The organism is Citrobacter freundii complex sp. CFNIH9 (assembly GCF_002903305.1).
In the GTDB taxonomy this organism is placed as follows: domain Bacteria; phylum Pseudomonadota; class Gammaproteobacteria; order Enterobacterales; family Enterobacteriaceae; genus Citrobacter; species Citrobacter portucalensis.
Window position 1 is genome coordinate 4,673,094 of record NZ_CP026238.1, and the last position, 18,903, is coordinate 4,691,996.

22 protein-coding genes are annotated in these 18,903 nt (G+C 57.5%); 18 read left to right on the plus strand and 4 right to left on the minus strand.

Annotation, left to right across the window (positions count from 1 at the left end):
• Window positions 1-18 precede the first annotated feature (18 nt).
• From phnE to phnP, 12 genes are all read left to right on the plus strand, one after another.
• On the plus strand, window positions 19-798 hold the full coding sequence (gene phnE / locus C2U43_RS23590) for a phosphonate ABC transporter, permease protein PhnE (protein ID WP_016155398.1): 780 nt from the start codon (window positions 19-21) through the stop codon (window positions 796-798).
• A gap of 20 nt (window positions 799-818) precedes the next feature.
• Entirely contained in the window at window positions 819-1,544 is a 726-nt protein-coding gene (gene phnF, locus C2U43_RS23595; protein ID WP_020996086.1) for a phosphonate metabolism transcriptional regulator PhnF, read from the plus strand.
• The gene (phnG, locus tag C2U43_RS23600; RefSeq protein WP_103285872.1) at window positions 1,545-1,997 is read left to right on the plus strand and encodes a phosphonate C-P lyase system protein PhnG; all 453 of its coding nucleotides are present in this window, start codon (window positions 1,545-1,547) and stop codon (window positions 1,995-1,997) included.
• The gene (gene phnH / locus C2U43_RS23605) at window positions 1,994-2,590 is read left to right on the plus strand and encodes a phosphonate C-P lyase system protein PhnH (protein WP_008786957.1); all 597 of its coding nucleotides are present in this window, start codon (window positions 1,994-1,996) and stop codon (window positions 2,588-2,590) included. Before phnG ends, phnH begins: the two co-directional genes overlap by 4 nt.
• On the plus strand, window positions 2,590-3,657 hold the full coding sequence (locus C2U43_RS23610; protein WP_103285873.1) for a carbon-phosphorus lyase complex subunit PhnI: 1,068 nt from the start codon (window positions 2,590-2,592) through the stop codon (window positions 3,655-3,657). The genes phnH and C2U43_RS23610 overlap by 1 nt, the downstream gene beginning before the upstream one ends.
• Window positions 3,658-3,703: 46 nt before the next feature.
• A complete protein-coding gene (gene phnJ / locus C2U43_RS23615) occupies window positions 3,704-4,495 on the plus strand; it encodes an alpha-D-ribose 1-methylphosphonate 5-phosphate C-P-lyase PhnJ (protein ID WP_230586357.1) in 792 nt (263 codons plus the stop codon).
• Window positions 4,492-5,250, plus strand: coding sequence for a phosphonate C-P lyase system protein PhnK (phnK, locus tag C2U43_RS23620; RefSeq protein ID WP_003844769.1), 759 nt, complete (start codon window positions 4,492-4,494; stop codon window positions 5,248-5,250). Before phnJ ends, phnK begins: the two co-directional genes overlap by 4 nt.
• A 121-nt stretch (window positions 5,251-5,371) precedes the next feature.
• Window positions 5,372-6,058, plus strand: a complete 687-nt coding sequence (gene phnL / locus C2U43_RS23625; RefSeq protein WP_003826708.1) for a phosphonate C-P lyase system protein PhnL — start codon at window positions 5,372-5,374, stop codon at window positions 6,056-6,058.
• The gene (gene phnM / locus C2U43_RS23630; protein ID WP_103285874.1) at window positions 6,055-7,191 is read left to right on the plus strand and encodes an alpha-D-ribose 1-methylphosphonate 5-triphosphate diphosphatase; all 1,137 of its coding nucleotides are present in this window, start codon (window positions 6,055-6,057) and stop codon (window positions 7,189-7,191) included. Before phnL ends, phnM begins: the two co-directional genes overlap by 4 nt.
• 2 nt (window positions 7,192-7,193) lie before the next feature.
• Window positions 7,194-7,748 carry a ribose 1,5-bisphosphokinase gene (gene phnN / locus C2U43_RS23635; protein WP_008786953.1) on the plus strand — a complete coding sequence of 185 codons (555 nt, stop codon included), beginning with the start codon at window positions 7,194-7,196 and terminating at the stop codon, window positions 7,746-7,748.
• Complete coding sequence (gene phnO / locus C2U43_RS23640; protein WP_048215113.1) at window positions 7,735-8,169, plus strand: aminoalkylphosphonate N-acetyltransferase; 435 nt, start codon at window positions 7,735-7,737, stop codon at window positions 8,167-8,169. The genes phnN and phnO overlap by 14 nt, the downstream gene beginning before the upstream one ends.
• An 8-nt stretch (window positions 8,170-8,177) precedes the next feature.
• On the plus strand, window positions 8,178-8,936 hold the full coding sequence (gene phnP / locus C2U43_RS23645; RefSeq protein ID WP_103285875.1) for a phosphonate metabolism protein PhnP: 759 nt from the start codon (window positions 8,178-8,180) through the stop codon (window positions 8,934-8,936).
• Between the two features lie 52 nt (window positions 8,937-8,988).
• On the opposite strand, the gene C2U43_RS23650 is transcribed toward phnP, so the two are convergent.
• From C2U43_RS23650 to C2U43_RS23665, 4 genes are all read right to left on the minus strand, one after another.
• The gene (locus tag C2U43_RS23650; protein ID WP_008786950.1) at window positions 8,989-9,330 is read right to left on the minus strand and encodes a HigA family addiction module antitoxin; all 342 of its coding nucleotides are present in this window, start codon (window positions 9,328-9,330) and stop codon (window positions 8,989-8,991) included.
• A gap of 20 nt (window positions 9,331-9,350) precedes the next feature.
• A complete protein-coding gene (locus C2U43_RS23655) occupies window positions 9,351-9,653 on the minus strand; it encodes a type II toxin-antitoxin system RelE/ParE family toxin (RefSeq protein WP_032942116.1) in 303 nt (100 codons plus the stop codon).
• Window positions 9,654-9,808: 155 nt separating this feature from the next.
• Entirely contained in the window at window positions 9,809-10,138 is a 330-nt protein-coding gene (yjdP, locus tag C2U43_RS23660; protein ID WP_003031807.1) for a DDRRRQL repeat protein YjdP, read from the minus strand.
• A gap of 69 nt (window positions 10,139-10,207) precedes the next feature.
• On the minus strand, window positions 10,208-12,472 hold the full coding sequence (locus tag C2U43_RS23665; RefSeq protein WP_103285876.1) for a hybrid sensor histidine kinase/response regulator: 2,265 nt from the start codon (window positions 12,470-12,472) through the stop codon (window positions 10,208-10,210).
• Between the two features lie 114 nt (window positions 12,473-12,586).
• Here C2U43_RS23665 and C2U43_RS23675 point away from each other — a divergent pair, with 114 nt between their 5' ends.
• From C2U43_RS23675 to C2U43_RS23700, 6 genes are all read left to right on the plus strand, one after another.
• Window positions 12,587-14,110 carry a sugar ABC transporter ATP-binding protein gene (locus tag C2U43_RS23675; RefSeq protein ID WP_003844755.1) on the plus strand — a complete coding sequence of 508 codons (1,524 nt, stop codon included), beginning with the start codon at window positions 12,587-12,589 and terminating at the stop codon, window positions 14,108-14,110.
• Entirely contained in the window at window positions 14,103-15,098 is a 996-nt protein-coding gene (locus C2U43_RS23680; protein WP_008786947.1) for an ABC transporter permease subunit, read from the plus strand. Before C2U43_RS23675 ends, C2U43_RS23680 begins: the two co-directional genes overlap by 8 nt.
• Before the next feature lie 88 nt (window positions 15,099-15,186).
• Window positions 15,187-16,128 (plus strand): ABC transporter substrate-binding protein, encoded by a 942-nt coding sequence (locus C2U43_RS23685; RefSeq protein ID WP_003826688.1) that lies wholly within the window; start codon window positions 15,187-15,189, stop codon window positions 16,126-16,128.
• Window positions 16,129-16,248: 120 nt separating this feature from the next.
• Window positions 16,249-16,932, plus strand: a complete 684-nt coding sequence (locus C2U43_RS23690) for a D-lyxose/D-mannose isomerase (RefSeq protein WP_032942114.1) — start codon at window positions 16,249-16,251, stop codon at window positions 16,930-16,932.
• 14 nt (window positions 16,933-16,946) lie between these two features.
• Entirely contained in the window at window positions 16,947-17,807 is an 861-nt protein-coding gene (locus C2U43_RS23695; RefSeq protein ID WP_008786944.1) for a ketose 1,6-bisphosphate aldolase, read from the plus strand.
• The gene (locus C2U43_RS23700) at window positions 17,804-18,808 is read left to right on the plus strand and encodes a carbohydrate kinase family protein (protein WP_103285877.1); all 1,005 of its coding nucleotides are present in this window, start codon (window positions 17,804-17,806) and stop codon (window positions 18,806-18,808) included. Before C2U43_RS23695 ends, C2U43_RS23700 begins: the two co-directional genes overlap by 4 nt.
• The last annotated feature ends 95 nt before the right edge of the window (window positions 18,809-18,903 follow it).

Below are 18,903 nucleotides of genomic sequence, written 5' to 3' on the forward strand. Positions count from 1 at the left end.
GACACCCAGGAGCTAAACATGCAAACCATCACCGTCGCCCCGCCCAAACGTAGCTGGTTCTCGCTGCTGAGCTGGGCCATTCTTCTCGCCGTGCTGGTGGTCTCGTGGAAAGGTGCCGAAATGGCCCCGCTCACGCTGATCCAGGATTCCGGCAATATGGCGACCTTCGCCGCCGACTTCTTCCCGCCGGACTTCAGCCAGTGGCAGGACTATCTCGGTGAAATGGCCGTCACCCTGCAAATTGCCGTCTGGGGGACTGCCCTCGCCGTTGTGCTGTCGATTCCCTTCGGCCTGATGTGCGCCGATAACCTCGTGCCGTGGTGGATTTACCAGCCGATGCGTCGCCTGATGGACGCCTGCCGCGCCATCAATGAAATGGTCTTCGCCATGCTGTTCGTGGTCGCCGTCGGGTTAGGCCCATTCGCCGGGGTGATGGCGCTGTTTATCCACACTACCGGGGTGCTCTCCAAACTGCTTTCCGAAGCGGTAGAAGCTATTGAGCCAGGTCCGGTAGAAGGCATTCGCGCCACCGGTGCCAACAAAATTGAAGAGATTCTGTACGGCGTTCTGCCACAGGTCATGCCGCTGCTTATCTCCTACTCGCTGTATCGCTTTGAATCCAACGTTCGCTCGGCCACGGTGGTCGGAATGGTGGGTGCAGGCGGTATTGGCGTGACCTTATGGGAAGCGATTCGCGGCTTTCAGTTCCAGCAAACCTGCGCCTTGATGGTGTTAATCATCGTCACCGTCAGCCTGTTGGATTTCCTTTCCCAGCGTTTGCGTAAGCACTTTATCTGATTAGCGAGGCATTGATTGCTATGCACTTGTCTACACATCCGACCAGTTATCCAACGCGTTATCAGGAAATTGCCGCGAGACTTGAGCAGGAGCTACGTCAACATTATCGCTGCGGTGACTATCTGCCCGCCGAGCATCAGCTTGCCGCGCGCTACGAGGTAAACCGCCACACCCTGCGCCGCGCCATTGACCAGTTGGTTGAACGCGGTTGGGTTCAGCGTCGTCAGGGCGTCGGCGTGCTGGTGCTGATGCGCCCGTTCGATTACCCGCTTAATGCCCAGGCGCGCTTTAGTCAGAATCTGCTGGACCAGGGCAGCCATCCCACCAGCGAAAAACTGCTGGCGGTGCTGCGTCCGGCCTCCAGCCACATTGCCGATGCGCTCAGCATAAACGAGGGCGATAACGTGATTCACCTGCGCACCCTGCGCCGGGTTAACGGCATCGCACTGTGCCAGATCGACCACTATTTTTCCGACCTCTCGCTGTGGCCGCTGCTGCAAGGCTTCAACAGCGGTTCGCTGCATGACTACCTGCGCGAACAGTCCGGTCTGACGCTGCTACGCACGCAAACGCGCATCAGCGCCCGCCGTGCGCAGGCCAAAGAGAGCAAGGTGCTGGAAATCCCCAATATGGCGCCGCTGCTGTGCGTGCGCACCCTGAACCACCGTGAAGGCGAAGAACACGCGGCGGAATACTCCGTCAGCCTGACCCGCGCCGACATGATCGAATTCACTATGGAGCACTGAATGCATTTCGATACCGCCACTCGCCAGCGCTGGATGCGCGCGCTGGCTTACAGCAATGCCGATGCCCTGAACGCCCGCATCACCGCGCTCAAACTGGCGCCGGACTATGAACTTATCCGCGCCCCGGAAAGCGGACTGATGCAGATCCAGGCCCGTATGGGCGGTACCGGCAACCGCTTCTTTGCCGGTGACACCACGCTAACTCGCGCAGTGGTACGCCTGAAGAGCGGCACGCTGGGTTACAGCTACCTGCTGGGACGCAATAAACAACATGCCGAGCAGTGCGCGGTGATTGACGCACTGCTGCAGGAACAAACGCATTTCCAGAACCTAATGGAAACCTTAATTGCCCCGCTGGAAGCGGAACGCGATGCGCTGATTAACGCACGCCGTGCCGAAGTCAACGCCAGCCGGGTCGACTTCTTCACGCTGGTACGCGGAGATAACGCATGACACGATCTACAGCACTTCTGACCGCTTTTAATTTACCCGTTCAGGATGCTCAGCAGAGCTTTCGTCGCCTGCTGAAAGCCATGAGCGAACCGGGCGTAATCGTCGCCCTGCATCAACTGAAACACGGCTGGCAGCCGCTGGGTCTGGCGACCACCAGCGTGCTGCTGACCCTGGTCGATGGCGACACGCCGGTCTGGCTGGCGCCGTCGATGGATAACGATATTGCCCGCCAGAACCTGCGTTTTCATACCAACGCGCCGCTGGTGGATCAGCCGCAGCTGGCGGCCTTTGCCGTCGCCGACGAGCGCATCAGCAGCGAACAGCTTAACGCCCTCTCCGCCGGTTCAGCCGTCGCGCCAGAGACCAGCGCCACGCTGATTGTGCAGGTCTCTGGCTTAAGCGGCGGACGCATGCTGCGTCTGACCGGAGCGGGCATCGCCGAAGAGCGCATGATCGCGCCACAGCTGCCGGAATGTCTGATTCACGAACTCACCGAACGCCCGCACCCGTTCCCACTGGGGGTCGATCTGATCCTCACCTGCGGCGAACGCCTGCTGGCTATTCCGCGAACCACCCATGTGGAGGTGTGCTGATGTACGTCGCCGTCAAAGGGGGCGAAAAGGCGATAGCCAACGCCCACGCCCTGCAGGAAAACCGACGCCGGGGCGATGAAACCATTGCTGAACTGAGCGTGGCGCAAATCGAACAGCAGATGAACCTGGCCGTTGACCGGGTGATGACCGAAGGCGGCATCGCCGACCGCGAACTGGCGGCACTGGCGCTGAAGCAGGCCAGCGGCGATAACGTCGAAGCCATCTTCTTGCTCCGTGCCTACCGCACTACGCTGGCAAAGGTGGCGGTCAGTGAGCCGCTTAACAGCGCAGAAATGCGCCTTGAGCGCCGAATCTCGGCGGTCTACAAGGATATTCCCGGCGGGCAACTGTTGGGTCCAACCTATGACTACACCCATCGCCTGCTGGATTTTACCCTGCTGGCCAATGGCGAAACGCCGCCTCTGCGCAGCGCAGACGGCGTGCAGGATGCCTCCCCGCACGTCTTTTCCCTGCTGGCCAACCAGGGGCTGGCAAAGCGTGAAGAGGATGATGGCGCGACACCCGACGACATCACCCGCACACCGCCGGTTTATCCCTGTTCACGTGCTTCACGCCTGCAACAGCTGATGCGCGGCGACGAAGGCTATCTGCTGGCGCTGGCCTACTCCACCCAGCGCGGCTACGGGCGCAATCACCCGTTTGCCGCCGAAATCCGCAGCGGCTATGTGGCACTGGAAACGGTGCCGGAAGAGCTGGGATTTGCGGTTAACGTCGGCGAACTGCTGATGACCGAATGCGAAATGGTGAACGGGTTTGTCGCACCAGAAAACGAATCTCCCCATTTTACCCGCGGCTACGGGCTGGTGTTCGGTATGAGCGAACGTAAAGCGATGGCGATGGCGCTGGTGGACCGCGCCCTACAGGCAGCCGAATACGATGAAACGGTCACAGGACCGGCGCAGGACGAAGAGTTCGTGCTGGCGCATGCGGATAACGTCGAGGCGGCGGGTTTTGTTTCGCACCTCAAACTTCCCCATTACGTCGATTTCCAGGCCGAACTGGAACTGCTCAAACGCCTGCAACAGGAGGCCACCCGTGACCACTAACCTCTCCGGCTATAACTTTGCGTATCTTGATGAGCAGACCAAGCGCATGATCCGCCGCGCCATTCTGAAAGCGGTGGCAATCCCGGGTTACCAGGTCCCGTTTGGCGGACGTGAGATGCCGATGCCCTACGGCTGGGGAACCGGCGGTATTCAGCTCACCGCCAGCGTGATTGGCGAGCCGGACGTATTGAAGGTGATTGACCAGGGCGCGGATGACACCACCAACGCCGTGTCGATTCGTAATTTCTTCAAGCGTGTGACCGGGGTGAATACCACTGAGCGTACGGAAGATGCGACGCTGATCCAGACCCGCCACCGCATCCCGGAAACGCCGCTGGTGGAAGATCAGATAATCATCTTCCAGGTACCGATCCCTGAGCCGCTGCGCTTTATCGAACCGCGTGAAACGGAAACTCGCACCATGCACGCGCTGGAAGAGTACGGCATCATGCAGGTGAAACTGTATGAAGATATCGCCCGCTTCGGCCATATCGCCACCACTTACGCCTATCCGGTGAAGGTCAATGACCGCTACGTCATGGACCCGTCGCCCATCCCGAAATTCGACAATCCAAAGATGGACATGATGCCAGCCCTGCAACTGTTTGGCGCTGGCCGCGAAAAGCGTATCTATGCCGTTCCACCTTACACCCGCGTGGAAAGCCTCGATTTCGACGATCACCCGTTTACCGTGCAGAGCTGGGATGAGCCTTGCGCCATCTGCGGCTCAACCCACAGCTATCTCGATGAAGTGGTGCTCGATGACACCGGCAAACGCATGTTTGTCTGCTCCGACACCGACTACTGCCGACAACAGAGCGAGGCCCTCAGCCAATGACGCAACCGCTGCTTTCAGTCAACAACCTGACCCATCTCTACGCGCCGGGCAAGGGCTTCAGCGATGTCTCTTTTGACCTGTGGCCAGGCGAAGTGCTGGGCATCGTCGGGGAATCCGGTTCCGGCAAAACCACGCTGCTGAAATCGATCTCTTCACGGCTGACGCCGCAGAGCGGTGAGATTTTGTATCAGAACCGTTCGCTGTACGGCATGAACGAGGCCGACCGTCGCCGTCTGCTGCGCACCGAATGGGGCGTAGTGCATCAGCATCCGCTGGATGGCCTGCGCCGTCAGGTCTCCGCAGGCGGCAATATCGGCGAACGTCTGATGGCCACCGGCGCGCGTCACTACGGCGACATCCGCGCCACCGCGCAGCGCTGGCTGGAGGAGGTAGAGATCCCTGCCTCGCGTATCGACGATCTACCCACCACCTTTTCCGGCGGCATGCAGCAGCGCCTGCAGATTGCCCGCAACCTCGTCACCCATCCCAAACTGGTGTTTATGGACGAACCTACCGGCGGGTTGGACGTTTCCGTACAGGCCAAACTGCTGGACCTGCTGCGCGGCCTGGTGGTGGAACTGGATCTGGCGGTAGTGATTGTCACCCACGATTTGGGCGTCGCGCGCCTGCTGGCCGACCGTTTACTGGTGATGAAGCAAGGTCAGGTGGTGGAAAGTGGGTTAACCGACCGCGTGCTCGACGACCCGCATCATCCGTATACCCAGTTGCTGGTGTCGTCGGTGTTGCAGAACTGATTTTTTGTTGTGCCGGATGTCGGCTACGCCTTATCCGGCCTACGGAGCGGCATTGGTTGTAGGCCTGATAAGCGAAGCGCCATCAGGCAATCGAACGCAAAAATGTCTAAAGAGGCTAAAAATGAACGCGATCCGCGTTGAAAATGTCAGTAAAACCTTTGTCCTGCATCAGCAAAACGGCGTGCGTCTGCCGGTGCTGCAAAACGCCACTCTGGACGTTAAAAGCGGCGAATGCGTGGTGCTGCACGGTCACTCGGGCAGCGGCAAATCCACATTGCTGCGTTCGCTGTACGCCAACTACCTGCCGGATGAAGGACACATCCACATCCGCCACAGCGATGAATGGGTCGATCTGGTGCAGGCCCCGGCGCGCAAAGTACTGGAGGTTCGCCGTTCAACCATCGGCTGGGTGAGCCAGTTCCTGCGCGTGATCCCGAGGATTTCCGCGCTGGACGTGGTGATGCAACCGCTGCTGGATCTGGGGGTCTCCCGTGAGGAGTGTGCAGCCAAAGCAGCTAACCTGCTTACCCGCCTGAACGTGCCGGAGCGGTTGTGGCACCTGGCGCCGTCGACCTTTTCCGGCGGCGAACAGCAGCGCGTCAACATCGCTCGCGGGTTTATCGTCGATTACCCAATTCTTCTGCTCGATGAGCCTACCGCCTCGCTGGACGCCAAAAACAGCGCCGCCGTCGTCGCATTAATTGAAGAGGCGAAAGCCCGCGGCGCAGCAATTGTCGGCATTTTTCACGATCAAACCGTGCGCGACCGCGTAGCGGATCGTCTGCATCTGATGGGAACAACAGCATGATTATCAATAATGTAAAGCTGGTACTGGAAGATGAAGTGGTGCAAGGATCGCTGGAAATCGAGGGCGGGGTCATTCGCACCTTTGCAGAAAGTCCGAGCAGCCTACCTGAGGCGCTGGACGGCGAAGGCGGCTGGCTGCTACCAGGGCTTATCGAGCTGCATACCGATAATCTCGACAAATTTTTCACCCCGCGCCCGAAGGTAGACTGGCCTGCCCACTCGGCGATGAGCAGCCACGACGCGCTAATGGTCGCCAGCGGCATCACCACCGTGCTGGACGCGGTGGCAATTGGCGATGTGCGCGACGGCGGCGACCGTCTGGAAAATCTGGAGAAGATGATCAATGCGGTCGAAGAGACGCAAAAGCGCGGGGTCAATCGCGCCGAGCATCGCCTGCACCTGCGCTGTGAGCTGCCGCATCACACTACCCTGCCGCTGTTTGAAAAGCTGGTCGGCCGCGAGCCGGTAACGCTGGTGTCACTGATGGATCACTCGCCAGGCCAGCGTCAGTTCGCCAATCGCGAGAAGTACCGCGAGTATTATCAAGGCAAGTATTCGCTCACCGACGAGCAGATGGCCCGCTATGAAGAAGAACAGTTAGCGCTGGCGGCGTGTTGGTCACAGCCCAATCGCGCGGCGATTGCCCAGATGTGTCGTGAGCGCCAGATTGCGCTGGCGAGCCATGATGATGCCACCCATGATCATGTGCTGGAATCGCACCAGCTTGGCAGCGTGATCGCCGAATTTCCCACCACCTTCGAAGCGGCTGAAGCCTCGCGCCAGCATGGTATGAACGTACTGATGGGGGCGCCCAACATCGTGCGCGGCGGTTCTCACTCCGGCAACGTAGCGGCGCATAAGCTGGCTGAGCTGGGGCTTTTGGATATTCTCTCCTCCGACTACTACCCCGCCAGCCTGCTCGATGCGGCGTTTCGCGTAGCGGACGACGACGCCAACCGCTTTACGCTGCCACAGGCCATTCGTCTGGTGACCCGCAATCCGGCGCGGGCATTAAATCTCGACGATCGTGGCGTTGTTGCCGAAGGCAAACGCGCGGATCTGGTGCTGGCACACCGCAAAGGCGGCAACATCCATATCGACCACGTCTGGCGTCAGGGCAAAAGGGTATTCTGACTATGGGTAAACTGATCTGGCTGATGGGGCCATCCGGCTCCGGTAAGGACAGTCTGCTGGCCGAACTCCGCCAGCAGGAACCGGCGCAACTGCTGGTGGCGCACCGTTACATCACCCGCGCCGCCAACGCCGGGAATGAAAATCATATTGCGCTGAGCGAACAAGAGTTTTTTACCCGCGCCGGGCAGAACCTGCTGGCGCTGAGCTGGCACGCCAATGGCTTCTACTACGGCGTTGGCGTGGAGATTGACCTCTGGCTACACGCCGGTTTTGATGTGGTGGTCAACGGCTCGCGTGCGCATCTGCCCCAGGCGCAGGCCCGTTACGGCACATCTTTACTCCCCATTTGCTTACAGGTTTCTCCGGCAATTTTACGCCAGCGCTTGCAGGCTCGTGGACGGGAGAGCGAAACAGAAATCGCCGCCCGTCTTGAGCGCGCAGCCCGCTACGCCCCGTATGACTGCCACGTCCTGAACAACGATGGAAGTTTGCTACAGTCTGTCGATACACTACTCACACTGATGGGACGCAAGGAGAAGAAACATGTCTGTCTGTGAATTACGCCGCGCTACGCTATACGATACCGATGCGGTTTATGCGCTCATCTGTGAGTTGAAACAGGGTCAATTCGACCTGCAGGCCTTTAGTGCCGGATACGCCGCAAATCTGCAAGATCCCAATATGCACTACCAACTGGCGCTGCTCGACGGACAGGTCGTCGGCTTGATCGGTCTGCACCTGCAGTTTCATCTGCACCACGCTAACTGGATTGGTGAAATACAGGAACTGGTGGTGATGCCGCAGGCGCGAGGATTAACGGTAGGCAGTCAGTTACTGGCCTGGGCCGAAGCCACCGCGCGCGAAGCGGGTGCAGAGATGACCGAGCTTTCCACCAGCACTCAACGCCTTAACGCTCACCGTTTTTATCAGCGCGAAGGCTATACCCAGAGCCATTTTCGCTTCACTAAACCGTTGTAGGGGGAGCCATGAGTCTGACCATTACGCTGACGGGAACGGGCGGCGCGCAGCTGGTGCCGACATTTGGCTGCGACTGTGCGGCCTGCCAACGAGCACGCTTACAGGCGCAATGCCGTCGACGCCCTTGTAGCGGGGTGGTTAAGTTCAATAATGCGGTGACGCTGCTGGACGCGGGGATCCCGCATCTGATGAACGACTGGCCGGCGGGCAGCTTCCAGCAGTTTTTGCTGACCCACTATCATATGGATCATGTGCAAGGGCTGTTTCCGTTGCGCTGGGGTGTGGGGGCGACCATCCCGGTGTACGGTCCGCCGGATGAACAGGGTTGCGACGATCTGTTTAAGCATCCCGGCATCCTCGATTTTAGCCATACCGTGGCACCGTTCGTGGTGTTCGACCTGCAAGGATTGCAGGTAACGCCGCTACCGCTCAACCATTCAAAGCTGACGTTTGGTTATCTGCTGGAGACCGCACATAGCCGCGTGGCGTGGCTCTCCGATACCGCCGGACTTCCCGACAAGACGTTGAAGTTTCTCCACAATAACCAGCCTCAGGTGATTATCATTGACTGCAGCCATGCCCCGCGCGCCGAGCCACCGCGCAATCATTGTGATTTAAATACCGTTATCGCCTTAAACGAAGTTATCCGCTGCCCACGGGTGATCCTGACGCATATCAGCCATCAGTTTGATCTGTGGATGATGGAACATCCGCTACCAGTAGGGTTTGAGGCAGGATATGACGGAATGGAGATTGTGCTGGAGTAAGGAAATTTGCCGGATGCGATGAAAACATCTTATCCGGCCTACAAACAGATGATTAAGCGACTTTTTTTGCGCCGACATCTCGCTGCGCAATAAAATCTTTAACTGAAACAATCCGGTTCAGTTCTTCTTGCGCCCGCATGTCATTTTCAACTTCCCACAGGTCAACCGCCGCCTGTAGGTTACGCCAGAAATCAACGGAGGTATCGAACGCTTTTGCCAAACGAAACGCCATATCCGTTGTTAATTTGCGATTATTGTTGACCAGTGCGCTCACTGTATTGCGGTGAACATGCAGAATTTCAGCCAGATCGTTGATTTTCAGATCAAGCGGTTCCAGGTATTCATATTGTAGGATATCACCCACAGTCGTTGGTTTTCTGGATGCCTGTTTCATATCGTTACCTTACGTTTTCTCTAATAGATGTGTGGATCTAAGTACACATCTTCGGCCTTACCATTAATCCATTTAAATATTAATCGGTACTGCTTGTTTACTCTGATTGAAGAATATTCCTGTAATTTTCCGGTTAACTCTTCATATCTGTTACCGGGTGGCGAGCGCAAATCCCGATGCGAAACAGCCGCATTAATGATATCCAGCTTTCTGGCTAATGCAGTGTGAATATCCGCAGGTATTTTTCTGTGCGATGTCGCCCGTTCAAAAAAATCTTCAAGCCATGTATCCCGAAAATTTCTGATATTTAATGATTTAGACATTCCATTGCCAGCACCTTTTCCATAAGCATAGAGAGATTGTAGCGCACACATGCACTGTGCTCAAGTGCATTCATTAACATAAAATGGTGAGCCGTTGGGCGAGCAGATAGATCCCTGCCAGAAAGATAAAATACCCATAAATTTAATCGTTACCGCTAACGATCGTAATCTTCTTCCATTCTGCGCTCTTCGTCTTCTAACTGACGCCGTTCTTGATCGAGCTGGCGCTGACGGTCATCCAGTTGGCGACGTCGATCTTCAAACTGGCGGCGGCGATTGTCATATTGCCTGCGCCGGTCGTCACTCATCTGGCGCTGCCAGCTTTCATCACGGGAGTCATCATAATCCCGCCCGTTGTCCGGTTTGTATGCGTCGTTAATCGCCTGCTGAATATTACCAATGGCGTCATCGATAATATCCGCCTGTGCCGATACGGTGGTCAGCATTAGCAAACTAAAAAGAAGGAATGTCGCGGAGCGTTGCATAAAACCAGCCTCATCAAGAAACTCGCCCCACGGTAATCAAAGCGTATTTTCGCGGGTAGCGGAGGAATCTCAATTACGCGAATGCCGCAGCGCCTGCGCCAGCTCTCCCCGAGTAAAAGGCTTACGCAATAGCGCCACATCCGGCAACACCGGGTTATGCGCCGGACGTAAATCCTGACCGCTTATCAGCAGGATGGACAACTGCGGATAATGTGCCTGAGCATGGTTAACCACATCCACGCCGCTTAAACCACCTGGCAGCATTAAGTCGCTGATAAAAATATCAATCTCGGATGAAGCCGCCAGCATATGCATCGCCTGTTCCCCGTTTGCGGCCTCTAACGTCAGGTAGCCCAGCAGGTGTAATTGCTCGCACAACGTCTGGCGTACATCGGCTTCATCTTCAAGCACCAACACCAGTTTTTCACCGCTGTTCGCCGCATGTACCGCCACCGGTTCTGCCTGAGCCTGCACCGGCACAACGGCGCGAGGCAGTTGTAGCCTGACCGTCGTTCCCTGCCCGGGAGCGCTTTCAATCTCCACCCGACCACCGGACTGGCGCACAAAACCGTAAACCATCGACAGCCCCAGTCCGCTGCCGCTACCGGTCTGTTTGGTGGTGAAAAACGGTTCGAAGACCTGGGCTTTCACCTCCTGTGACATCCCGCTTCCCTGGTCGGCAACCTCCAGCATCACCATATCCTGCTTGCGCCCATCGCTGCGCGTGACCCGCTGATTCCAGGTACGGATTTTAATCGTGCCCGCCTGCCCGTCCATGGCGTCACGGGCGTTCATCACCAGATTGATAATGGCGTTTTCCAGTTGGCTGACGTCAATCCACGCGGGCCAGGCGGGAGACTGGGCTTCAATCTCCAGCGTCAACGTGGCCGGAAGAGAGTGGCGCATCAGTTCGCCCAGATTTTCCAGCAGAGTTTTCAGCTCCACCGCATGAGGGTGCAGCGACTGTTTGCGCGAAAAGGCCAGCAGTCGCTGGGTAAGCAGCGCCCCACGCTCGGCGGCTTTTAGCGCCCGATTGACCCGCGGCGCGTCGGGAGAATCCGGATCCACCAGATCCAGACTGCCAATAATAACCGCCAGCAGGTTATTGAAATCATGTGCTAATCCACCCGTCAATTGCCCCACCGCCTTCAGCTTTTGGCTGTGCAACAGCGCCTCTTCCAGCCCCTGACGTTCGGTGCGATCGATTTCCATCTGGCTGGTTTTTTCTTTTAGCAGTCGGGTGGTGTGCTCCAGCGACGCCGTATTCCGGGCAAAGACACTAAAGGCGCGGGCCAGCTCGCCTAACTCATCACGACGCTGCAGGGCCGGTACGCTGACGTCTGATTCACCGTGCGCCAGCCGGGTCATCGCCCGTGAAATGGCCGTCAGGTTGGAACCGAGATTACGGTAGATATACCACCCGGCAAAACCGGTGATCACCACCGCCAGCAACGCAAACACTAAAATAAACAACGCGCCGGATTGCAGTTCCTGATGGCTTTGCGCCACCCGCTGCTCTGAGATCAGCGCCACCTGCGAGGCATACTGATTGATATCGCTGTTGAGGATCGCCACCAGCGCTTTGATATGAAACATATACCAGTTGATGGCCAAATCGCTCTGCTCCAGCGCGGAAGAGAGCGGCTCCAGCTTATGCAGCTCCTGGTTGAAGTCGTTGAGGATACCGCTAATCAGCGGACTAGCATGGCGCAAGGGAAGCGCAGGCATCACCGCATCCAGTTGTTTCACCACCGAACGCGGCGTGGGCGTGTCGATGGCGGCAACAATTAAGCGGTCCATCTGTCCCAGCAGCGCATCATCCTGCGCGCCGGTCAACTTTTGCAGATGACGTAAATAGCTTTGATTTTGATACAGCGAACTGAGCAACGCGTTACGCTCCAGGTGTCGCCGCTGCCCGCGCTGCAACATCCCTTCTACGCTGCTTTGTAGTTCATTACTGCGCTGGATAATACGCTCGACCAGCACCGGCTCTTGCTGTGCCAGCGGCGCGGTAGCCAGTTGTTCCAGCGACTGCTTCAGCGCCCTTTGCGTCTCCTGCAGCCGCTCCGCTTCCCCTTTGTATTCCAGCGCCCCGACCACCTGCGACAGCCGCACCGCCGCCGTCGCCACATTCGCCGTATCCCGCGCCAGGTTCATGCTGCCGGTCATGTCGTCAACGGTTTGCTGCTGCACCTGCTCCTGAATCTGACTGGCATGCTGAAAACCCAGCACCGCCACGCCGCTCACCATCAGCGTGACAGCCACCACCAGCAGATTGAAGAACAGCAATCGTCCGCGCGCACTGGCGAGAAAGTGACGTCCCGGTTGCGGCATATCACGCTCCGTGAAGAAAAATCGCAATATGACAAATATGAACGGCTTCTGACATTTTGCATTTACATTCCTGTGATGGACTGCTGATATCGGCCACCCCACAGGAGATCCGCCATGAGCAGGACACCGGTTCTGGAGATGCGCAACATTGCTAAAGCGTTTGGCAAATTTTACGCGCTGAAAGGGGTCGATTTAACGGTCTGGCCGGGCGAGATTCATGCCCTGATGGGCGAGAATGGCGCGGGGAAGAGCACCCTGATGAAGATCCTCGCAGGCGCCTATACCGCCACCAGCGGTGAGATCCTGATTGACGGTCAGCCGTTTCACATTCGCGGTCCCAAAGATGCACTTAGCGCAGGCATCACGCTGATTTATCAGGAGATGCAGCTCGCGCCGAACCTGACGGTAGCGGAAAATATCTTTCTTGGCAGCGAGCTGTCGCGCGGCGGGCTGGTCCAGCGTAAAGAGATGGTCATGCAGTCGCAGAAAGTCATCGACCGACTCGGCGCCCAGTTTAAGGCCAGCGACCGTGTGATGACGTTGACCATCGCCGAACAGCAGCAGGTGGAAATTGCCCGCGCCCTGCACCGTAACAGCCGCATTCTGGTAATGGATGAACCCACCGCCGCCCTCTCCTCACGTGAAACTCACCGCCTGTTTGAACTGATCATGCGCCTGCGCGATGAGGGGATGGCGATTATCTACATTAGCCACCGCATGGCGGAAGTGTACGAACTCTCGGACCGCGTCAGCGTCCTGCGCGATGGGCAATATGTTGGCAGCCTGACCCGCGACAAGCTCAACGCCTCGGAGCTGGTACGCATGATGGTGGGCCGTCCGTTGAGCGATCTGTTCAACAAAGAGCGCGATATTCCCTTAGGTAAAGCACGCCTCAATGTTCATCACCTGACCGACGGCCATAAAGTCCAGCCGTGCAGCTTGCTGGTGCGCTCCGGGGAGATCGTCGGCCTGGCCGGGCTAGTCGGTGCCGGGCGTTCTGAACTGGCTCAGCTTATTTTTGGCGTGCGTAAAGCCATCGGCGGCATGATTGAAGTAGACGGTGAACCGGTAGTGATCCACTCCCCGCGCGAGGCGATTGACCACGGCATTGGCTTTCTGACGGAAAACCGCAAAGAACAGGGATTATTTTTAGAGCTGGCAGCGGCAGAAAACATCACCATGGCAACGCTGGAGCGTGACGCCAACTGGGGCATGCTCGATCGCAAAAAGGCGCAGGCTATTTCCGATGACGCCATCAAGTTGCTCAACATCCGTGTGCCGCACGCACAGGTACGCGCGGGTGGGCTGTCCGGCGGAAATCAGCAAAAACTGCTGATTTCACGCTGGGTCGCGATCGGCCCACGTATTTTGATCCTCGATGAACCCACGCGCGGCGTGGACGTCGGTGCCAAAAGCGAGATCTACCGGATCATGAACGATATGGCGCGCAAAGGCGTAGCGATCCTGATGATCTCCAGCGAGCTGCCGGAAGTCGTCGGTATGAGCGATCGCGTGTACGTCATGCGGGAAGGCAGTATTGCCGGCGAGCTGAACGGACAAAGTATTACCCAGGAAAATATTATGACGCTGGCAACCGGCGTGAACGACTCCCACCATCAGGCGGTGCCCCATGAATAATCCAACCACTCCCCAGCAGGTGGCGAAATCCGCCTCCGCAAAAAAAATGCTGATGAGCGATCTGATGCAAACGGTCGGCATCTTACCGATTCTCATCCTGATTGTGGCGGTATTTGGCTTTATCGCGCCTAACTTTTTTACCGAAAGTAACCTGCTGAATATTACCCGTCAGGCCTCGATCAACATCGTGCTGGCGGCTGGCATGACCTTCATTATTTTGACCGGCGGGATCGACCTCTCGGTTGGCTCGATTCTCGGTACCACCGCTGTCGCAGCCATGGTCGTTTCTCTTATTCCTGAGCTTGCCATGCTATCGATTCCGGCGGCGCTGATGCTCGGTCTGGTGCTGGGATTGTTTAACGGCGCGCTGGTCGCTTTTGCCGGACTACCGCCGTTTATCGTCACGCTTGGAACCTATACAGCGCTGCGCGGTGCGGCCTATCTGCTGGCCGACGGTACAACGGTGATTAACTCCAATATCAGCTTTGAGTGGATCGGTAACAACTATCTCGGCCCGGTTCCGTGGCTGGTAGTCATTGCGCTGGCGGTGGTGGTGGTGTGCTGGTTCATTCTGCGCCGCACCACGCTCGGCGTTCATATCTACGCGGTCGGCGGCAATATGCAGGCCGCACGTTTAACCGGGATCAAAGTGTGGCTGGTGCTGCTGTTCGTCTACGGCATGAGCGGTTTGCTCTCAGGTCTTGGCGGGGTGATGAGCGCCTCGCGGCTGTATAGCGCCAACGGCAACTTAGGCATGGGTTACGAGCTGGACGCCATCGCGGCGGTGATCCTCGGCGGCACCAGCTTTGTTGGCGGGATCGGCACCATCACCGGCACGCTGGTGGGGGCATTGATAATCGCCACGCTCAATAACGGCATGACGCTGATGGGCGTCTCCTATTTCTGGCAACTGGTGATCAAAGGGGCGGTGATCATCATAGCGGTGCTGATCGACAAATACCGTACCCGACACCATCAAAGTGCATAGACAAGCTTACTGGCCTACTCATTCGTAGGCCTGATAAGCGCAGCGCCATCAGGCGTATAACAACAATACCCTACGTGAGGAAACGAGTATGCGTTTGAAGCCATTAGTAACCGCGCTCTGTGCTGGCGCCCTGCTTGCTGCAGCTCCGTTTGTGCAGGCAAAAGAACTGAAATCGATCGGCGTTACGGTGGGCGATCTGGCCAACCCGTTCTTCGTGCAGATCACCAAAGGCGCGGAGCTGGAAGCACGCAAGCTGGCAGGTGATAGCGTTAAAGTAACGCTGGTTTCCAGCGGCTACGATCTGGGGCAACAGGTGTCGCAGATCGACAACTTTATTGCCGCCAAAGTCGACATGATTATCCTTAACGCTGCCGACTCCAAAGGCATCGGCCCGGCGGTAAAACGCGCGAAAGACGCCGGGATCGTGGTGGTTGCCGTTGACGTGGCAGCGGAAGGCGCAGACGCGACCATTACCTCCGATAACACCCAGGCAGGTGAAATGGCCTGTAAATACATTACCGACCGCCTGAAAGGCAAAGGCAACGTCGTCATCATCAACGGGCCGCCGGTTTCCGCCGTCCAGAACCGCGTGGAAGGCTGCCAGACTGAGTTTAAACGCCACCCTGACATCAAGGTGCTGTCGCATAACCAAAACGCCAAAGGCAGTCGTGAAGGCGGGCTGGAGATCATGACCGCGCTGCTGGCGGCGAATCCGAAGATCGACGGCGTATTCGCCATTAACGATCCGACGGCGATCGGTGCCGATCTGGCGGCAAAACAGGCGCAGCGTAGCGAATTCTTTATTGTCGGCGTAGATGGATCCCCGGACGGTGAAGAAGCGCTGAAGCGCGAAAACTCACTATTTGTGGCGACTCCGGCACAAGATCCGCAGGTGATGGCTGCCAAAGCGGTCGAAATCGGCTATGACATATTGCAGGGGAAACCCGCCCCGAAAGAACCCGTACTGATCCCGGTGACGATGATCGATAAAAACAACGTCGGCAGTTATAAGGGTTGGACGGTTAAATAGCCCGCCACAACAACGCCGGATGGCGGCAAAAATGCCCTATCCGGCCTACAAGATCGCTATGAATTTGTAGGCCGGATAAGCGCGGTGCCATCCGGCATTATATTAAGGAGGATTCAGCCGATGAAACGCTCCGCAATAAACGAGATCCTTGGCCACACGCGCCAGTTTTTCTCTCAGCACGACGTGCATCTCCCCCCTTTTGCCAGCTTCCCCCCGACCCAATGGCGCAAGCTTGATGCTGCAGCCTGGAGCGAAGTGTTCGACCTTAAGCTCGGTTGGGATGTCACCGCATTTGGCGGCAACAATTTTGCCGCGCAAGGGTTAACGCTGTTCACTCTGCGTAATGGCTCGCCGAAAGGCATGCCTTACGAGAAATGCTACGCCGAGAAAATCATGCATGTTCGCGATGCGCAGGTCACGCCGATGCATTTTCACTGGCGCAAACGCGAAGACATTATCAATCGCGGCGGCGGCAATTTAATTGTGGAACTGTGGAATGCGGGGATCCGGGAACAAACGGAGGAGACCGACGTCAGCGTAGTGATTGACGGCTGTCGGCAAACCCATGCAGCGGGCAGTCAGTTACGCCTGACGCCGGGTGAAAGCATCTGCCTGCCGCCGGGCCTGTATCACAGCTTCTGGGCGGAAGAAGGTTTTGGCGACGTGCTGGTCGGCGAGGTTTCTTCTGTTAATGACGACGACCACGATAACCACTTTTTGCAACCGATCGCCCGCTATAACGACATTGAAGAAGACGAGCCGGCGCAGCTGGTGCTGTGTAACGAATATCGCCTGTTCCGCTAACCAAGGAGCGCATTATGCCGTTGATATCTCTCGCTGATGGTCTTGCACATGCCCGTGAGCATCACTATGCCTTAGGGGCATTTAATGTTCTGGATTCACACTTCCTTCGCGCGCTGTTTGCCGCGGCAAAGCAGGAACGTTCGCCGTTTATCATCAATATCGCCGAAGTACATTTTAAATATATCTCGCTGGATTCTCTGGTCGAAGCGGTCAAGTTCGAAGCCGCGCGGCATGACATTCCGGTGGTGCTAAACCTTGACCACGGCCTGCACTTTGAGTCGGTAGTTCGGGCACTACGCTTAGGGTTCAGTTCAGTGATGTTCGATGGCTCCACGCTGGAGTATGAAGAAAATATCCGCCAGACCCGCGAAGTGGTGAAGATGTGCCACGCCGTCGGCGTGTCGGTGGAAGCCGAACTGGGTGCGGTGGGCGGTGATGAGGGCGGCGCGCTGTACGGCCATGCCGACGAGTCGCTGTTTACCGACCCGATGATGGCGCGTGATTTCGTCGACAGAACCGGGATTGACGCGCTGGCGGTCGCCATTGGCAATGCCCACGGCAAATACAAAGGCGAACCGCTGCTCGACTTCCCGCGTCTGGACGCCATTCGCCAGCAGGCGGCAATCCCGCTGGTACTGCACGGCGGCTCCGGCATTAGCGACGACGATTTCAAGCGCGCGATTGAACTCGGCATTCACAAAATCAACTTCTATACCGGCATGTCGCAGGCGGCGCTGTCGGCGGTAGAAACACGGATGGCGAATCGCCAGCCGCTGTACGACGAATTCGCCGAACTGCTGCTCGGCATTGAAGAGGCCATTACCGATACCGTTTCGGAACAGATGCGCATTTTTGGCAGCGCGGGACGGGTCTGATGGAACGCAAAGGCGTTATCGCCGCAGGCAACATGCTGGTCGATCACGTGCATCAAATTGTGCAGTGGCCGGAACGTGGCTGGCTGGCGGAAATCACCCGTAGCGAACGCGCCACGGGCGGTGCGCCGCTTAATGTGCTGCTGACGCTGGCAAAAATGCACACTGGGCTGCCGTTGCAGGCGGTGGGGTTAATCGGTCAGGACAGCGACGGCGACTACATCATGGCGATGCTGGAGCAGTATCACGTTAATCGCCAACACGTGCAGCGCACCACATTCGCCCCCACGTCGATGTCGCAGGTGATGACCGATCCCAGCGGTCAGCGCACCTTTTTCCACTCGCCCGGTGCCAATCGGCTACTCGATCTGCCTGCGTTTGAGCAACTGGATACCTCGATGAAAATCTTCCATCTGGGATATCTGCTGCTGCTCGACAGTCTGGACATGCCGGATGAGGAGTTCGGGACGCGTAGCGCACGGCTGCTGGCGCAAATGCGCGACAACGGCTTTGAAACGTCGCTGGATCTGGTCTCACGCAAGGGCGACCCGCGCTATCAACCGCTGGTGATGCCAGCCCTGCGCCATCTAGACTATCTGGTGATTAACGAGCTGGAAGCCGGCGAGTTCAGCGGGCTGGAGATCCGCCAGCCCAACGGCGAACTGCATATTGCGCACATCGCCACCGCCGCACGCGAATTATTGAATGCAGGTGTACGCCAGCGGGTGGTGATCCACTGTCCGGAAGGTGCCTGGGGTGAAGCACCGGATCTGCCGGGCGTCTGGATCCCGTCGCAGTACCTGGCGCAGGAGGAGATCGTTGGCAGCGTCGGAGCGGGAGATGCGTTTTGCGCTGGATTTTTGTATGGCTGTCATGAGCGCTGGTCGCTGACGGACAGCGTCAGGTTGGCACACGCCTGTGCGCGGGCAAGCTTGCTGTGCGCGAATGCGATAGATGGCGCGAAGACGCTGGCAGAGTTGAAAGCAGAAATGGCTGACGCCTGATGCGCTACGCTTATCAGGCCTACGACCGCATCGTCCGGAAATATGCCTGGTGCGCTGCGCTTATCAGGCCTACGGGGTCGTTATCGTTTTTGTAG

Excerpts from the sequence above, each read along its gene's own strand:
- phnH (WP_008786957.1), top strand. The coding sequence starts at position 1,994 with ATGACACGATCTACAGCACTTCTGACCGCTTTTAATTTACCCGTTCAG.
- C2U43_RS23685 (WP_003826688.1), top strand. The coding sequence starts at position 15,187 with ATGCGTTTGAAGCCATTAGTAACCGCGCTCTGTGCTGGCGCCCTGCTT.
- phnF (WP_020996086.1), top strand. The coding sequence starts at position 819 with ATGCACTTGTCTACACATCCGACCAGTTATCCAACGCGTTATCAGGAA.
- phnG (WP_103285872.1), top strand. The coding sequence starts at position 1,545 with ATGCATTTCGATACCGCCACTCGCCAGCGCTGGATGCGCGCGCTGGCT.
- yjdP (WP_003031807.1), bottom strand. The coding sequence starts at position 10,138 with ATGCAACGCTCCGCGACATTCCTTCTTTTTAGTTTGCTAATGCTGACC.
- C2U43_RS23695 (WP_008786944.1), top strand. The coding sequence starts at position 16,947 with ATGCCGTTGATATCTCTCGCTGATGGTCTTGCACATGCCCGTGAGCAT.
- phnO (WP_048215113.1), top strand. The coding sequence starts at position 7,735 with ATGTCTGTCTGTGAATTACGCCGCGCTACGCTATACGATACCGATGCG.
- C2U43_RS23690 (WP_032942114.1), top strand. The coding sequence starts at position 16,249 with ATGAAACGCTCCGCAATAAACGAGATCCTTGGCCACACGCGCCAGTTT.
- phnL (WP_003826708.1), top strand. The coding sequence starts at position 5,372 with ATGAACGCGATCCGCGTTGAAAATGTCAGTAAAACCTTTGTCCTGCAT.
- phnJ (WP_230586357.1), top strand. The coding sequence starts at position 3,704 with ATGATCCGCCGCGCCATTCTGAAAGCGGTGGCAATCCCGGGTTACCAG.
- C2U43_RS23610 (WP_103285873.1), top strand. The coding sequence starts at position 2,590 with ATGTACGTCGCCGTCAAAGGGGGCGAAAAGGCGATAGCCAACGCCCAC.
- C2U43_RS23665 (WP_103285876.1), bottom strand. The coding sequence starts at position 12,472 with ATGCCGCAACCGGGACGTCACTTTCTCGCCAGTGCGCGCGGACGATTG.
- C2U43_RS23680 (WP_008786947.1), top strand. The coding sequence starts at position 14,103 with ATGAATAATCCAACCACTCCCCAGCAGGTGGCGAAATCCGCCTCCGCA.
- phnE (WP_016155398.1), top strand. The coding sequence starts at position 19 with ATGCAAACCATCACCGTCGCCCCGCCCAAACGTAGCTGGTTCTCGCTG.
- C2U43_RS23650 (WP_008786950.1), bottom strand. The coding sequence starts at position 9,330 with ATGAAACAGGCATCCAGAAAACCAACGACTGTGGGTGATATCCTACAA.
- C2U43_RS23675 (WP_003844755.1), top strand. The coding sequence starts at position 12,587 with ATGAGCAGGACACCGGTTCTGGAGATGCGCAACATTGCTAAAGCGTTT.
- phnM (WP_103285874.1), top strand. The coding sequence starts at position 6,055 with ATGATTATCAATAATGTAAAGCTGGTACTGGAAGATGAAGTGGTGCAA.
- phnK (WP_003844769.1), top strand. The coding sequence starts at position 4,492 with ATGACGCAACCGCTGCTTTCAGTCAACAACCTGACCCATCTCTACGCG.
- phnN (WP_008786953.1), top strand. The coding sequence starts at position 7,194 with ATGGGTAAACTGATCTGGCTGATGGGGCCATCCGGCTCCGGTAAGGAC.
- phnP (WP_103285875.1), top strand. The coding sequence starts at position 8,178 with ATGAGTCTGACCATTACGCTGACGGGAACGGGCGGCGCGCAGCTGGTG.
- C2U43_RS23655 (WP_032942116.1), bottom strand. The coding sequence starts at position 9,653 with ATGTCTAAATCATTAAATATCAGAAATTTTCGGGATACATGGCTTGAA.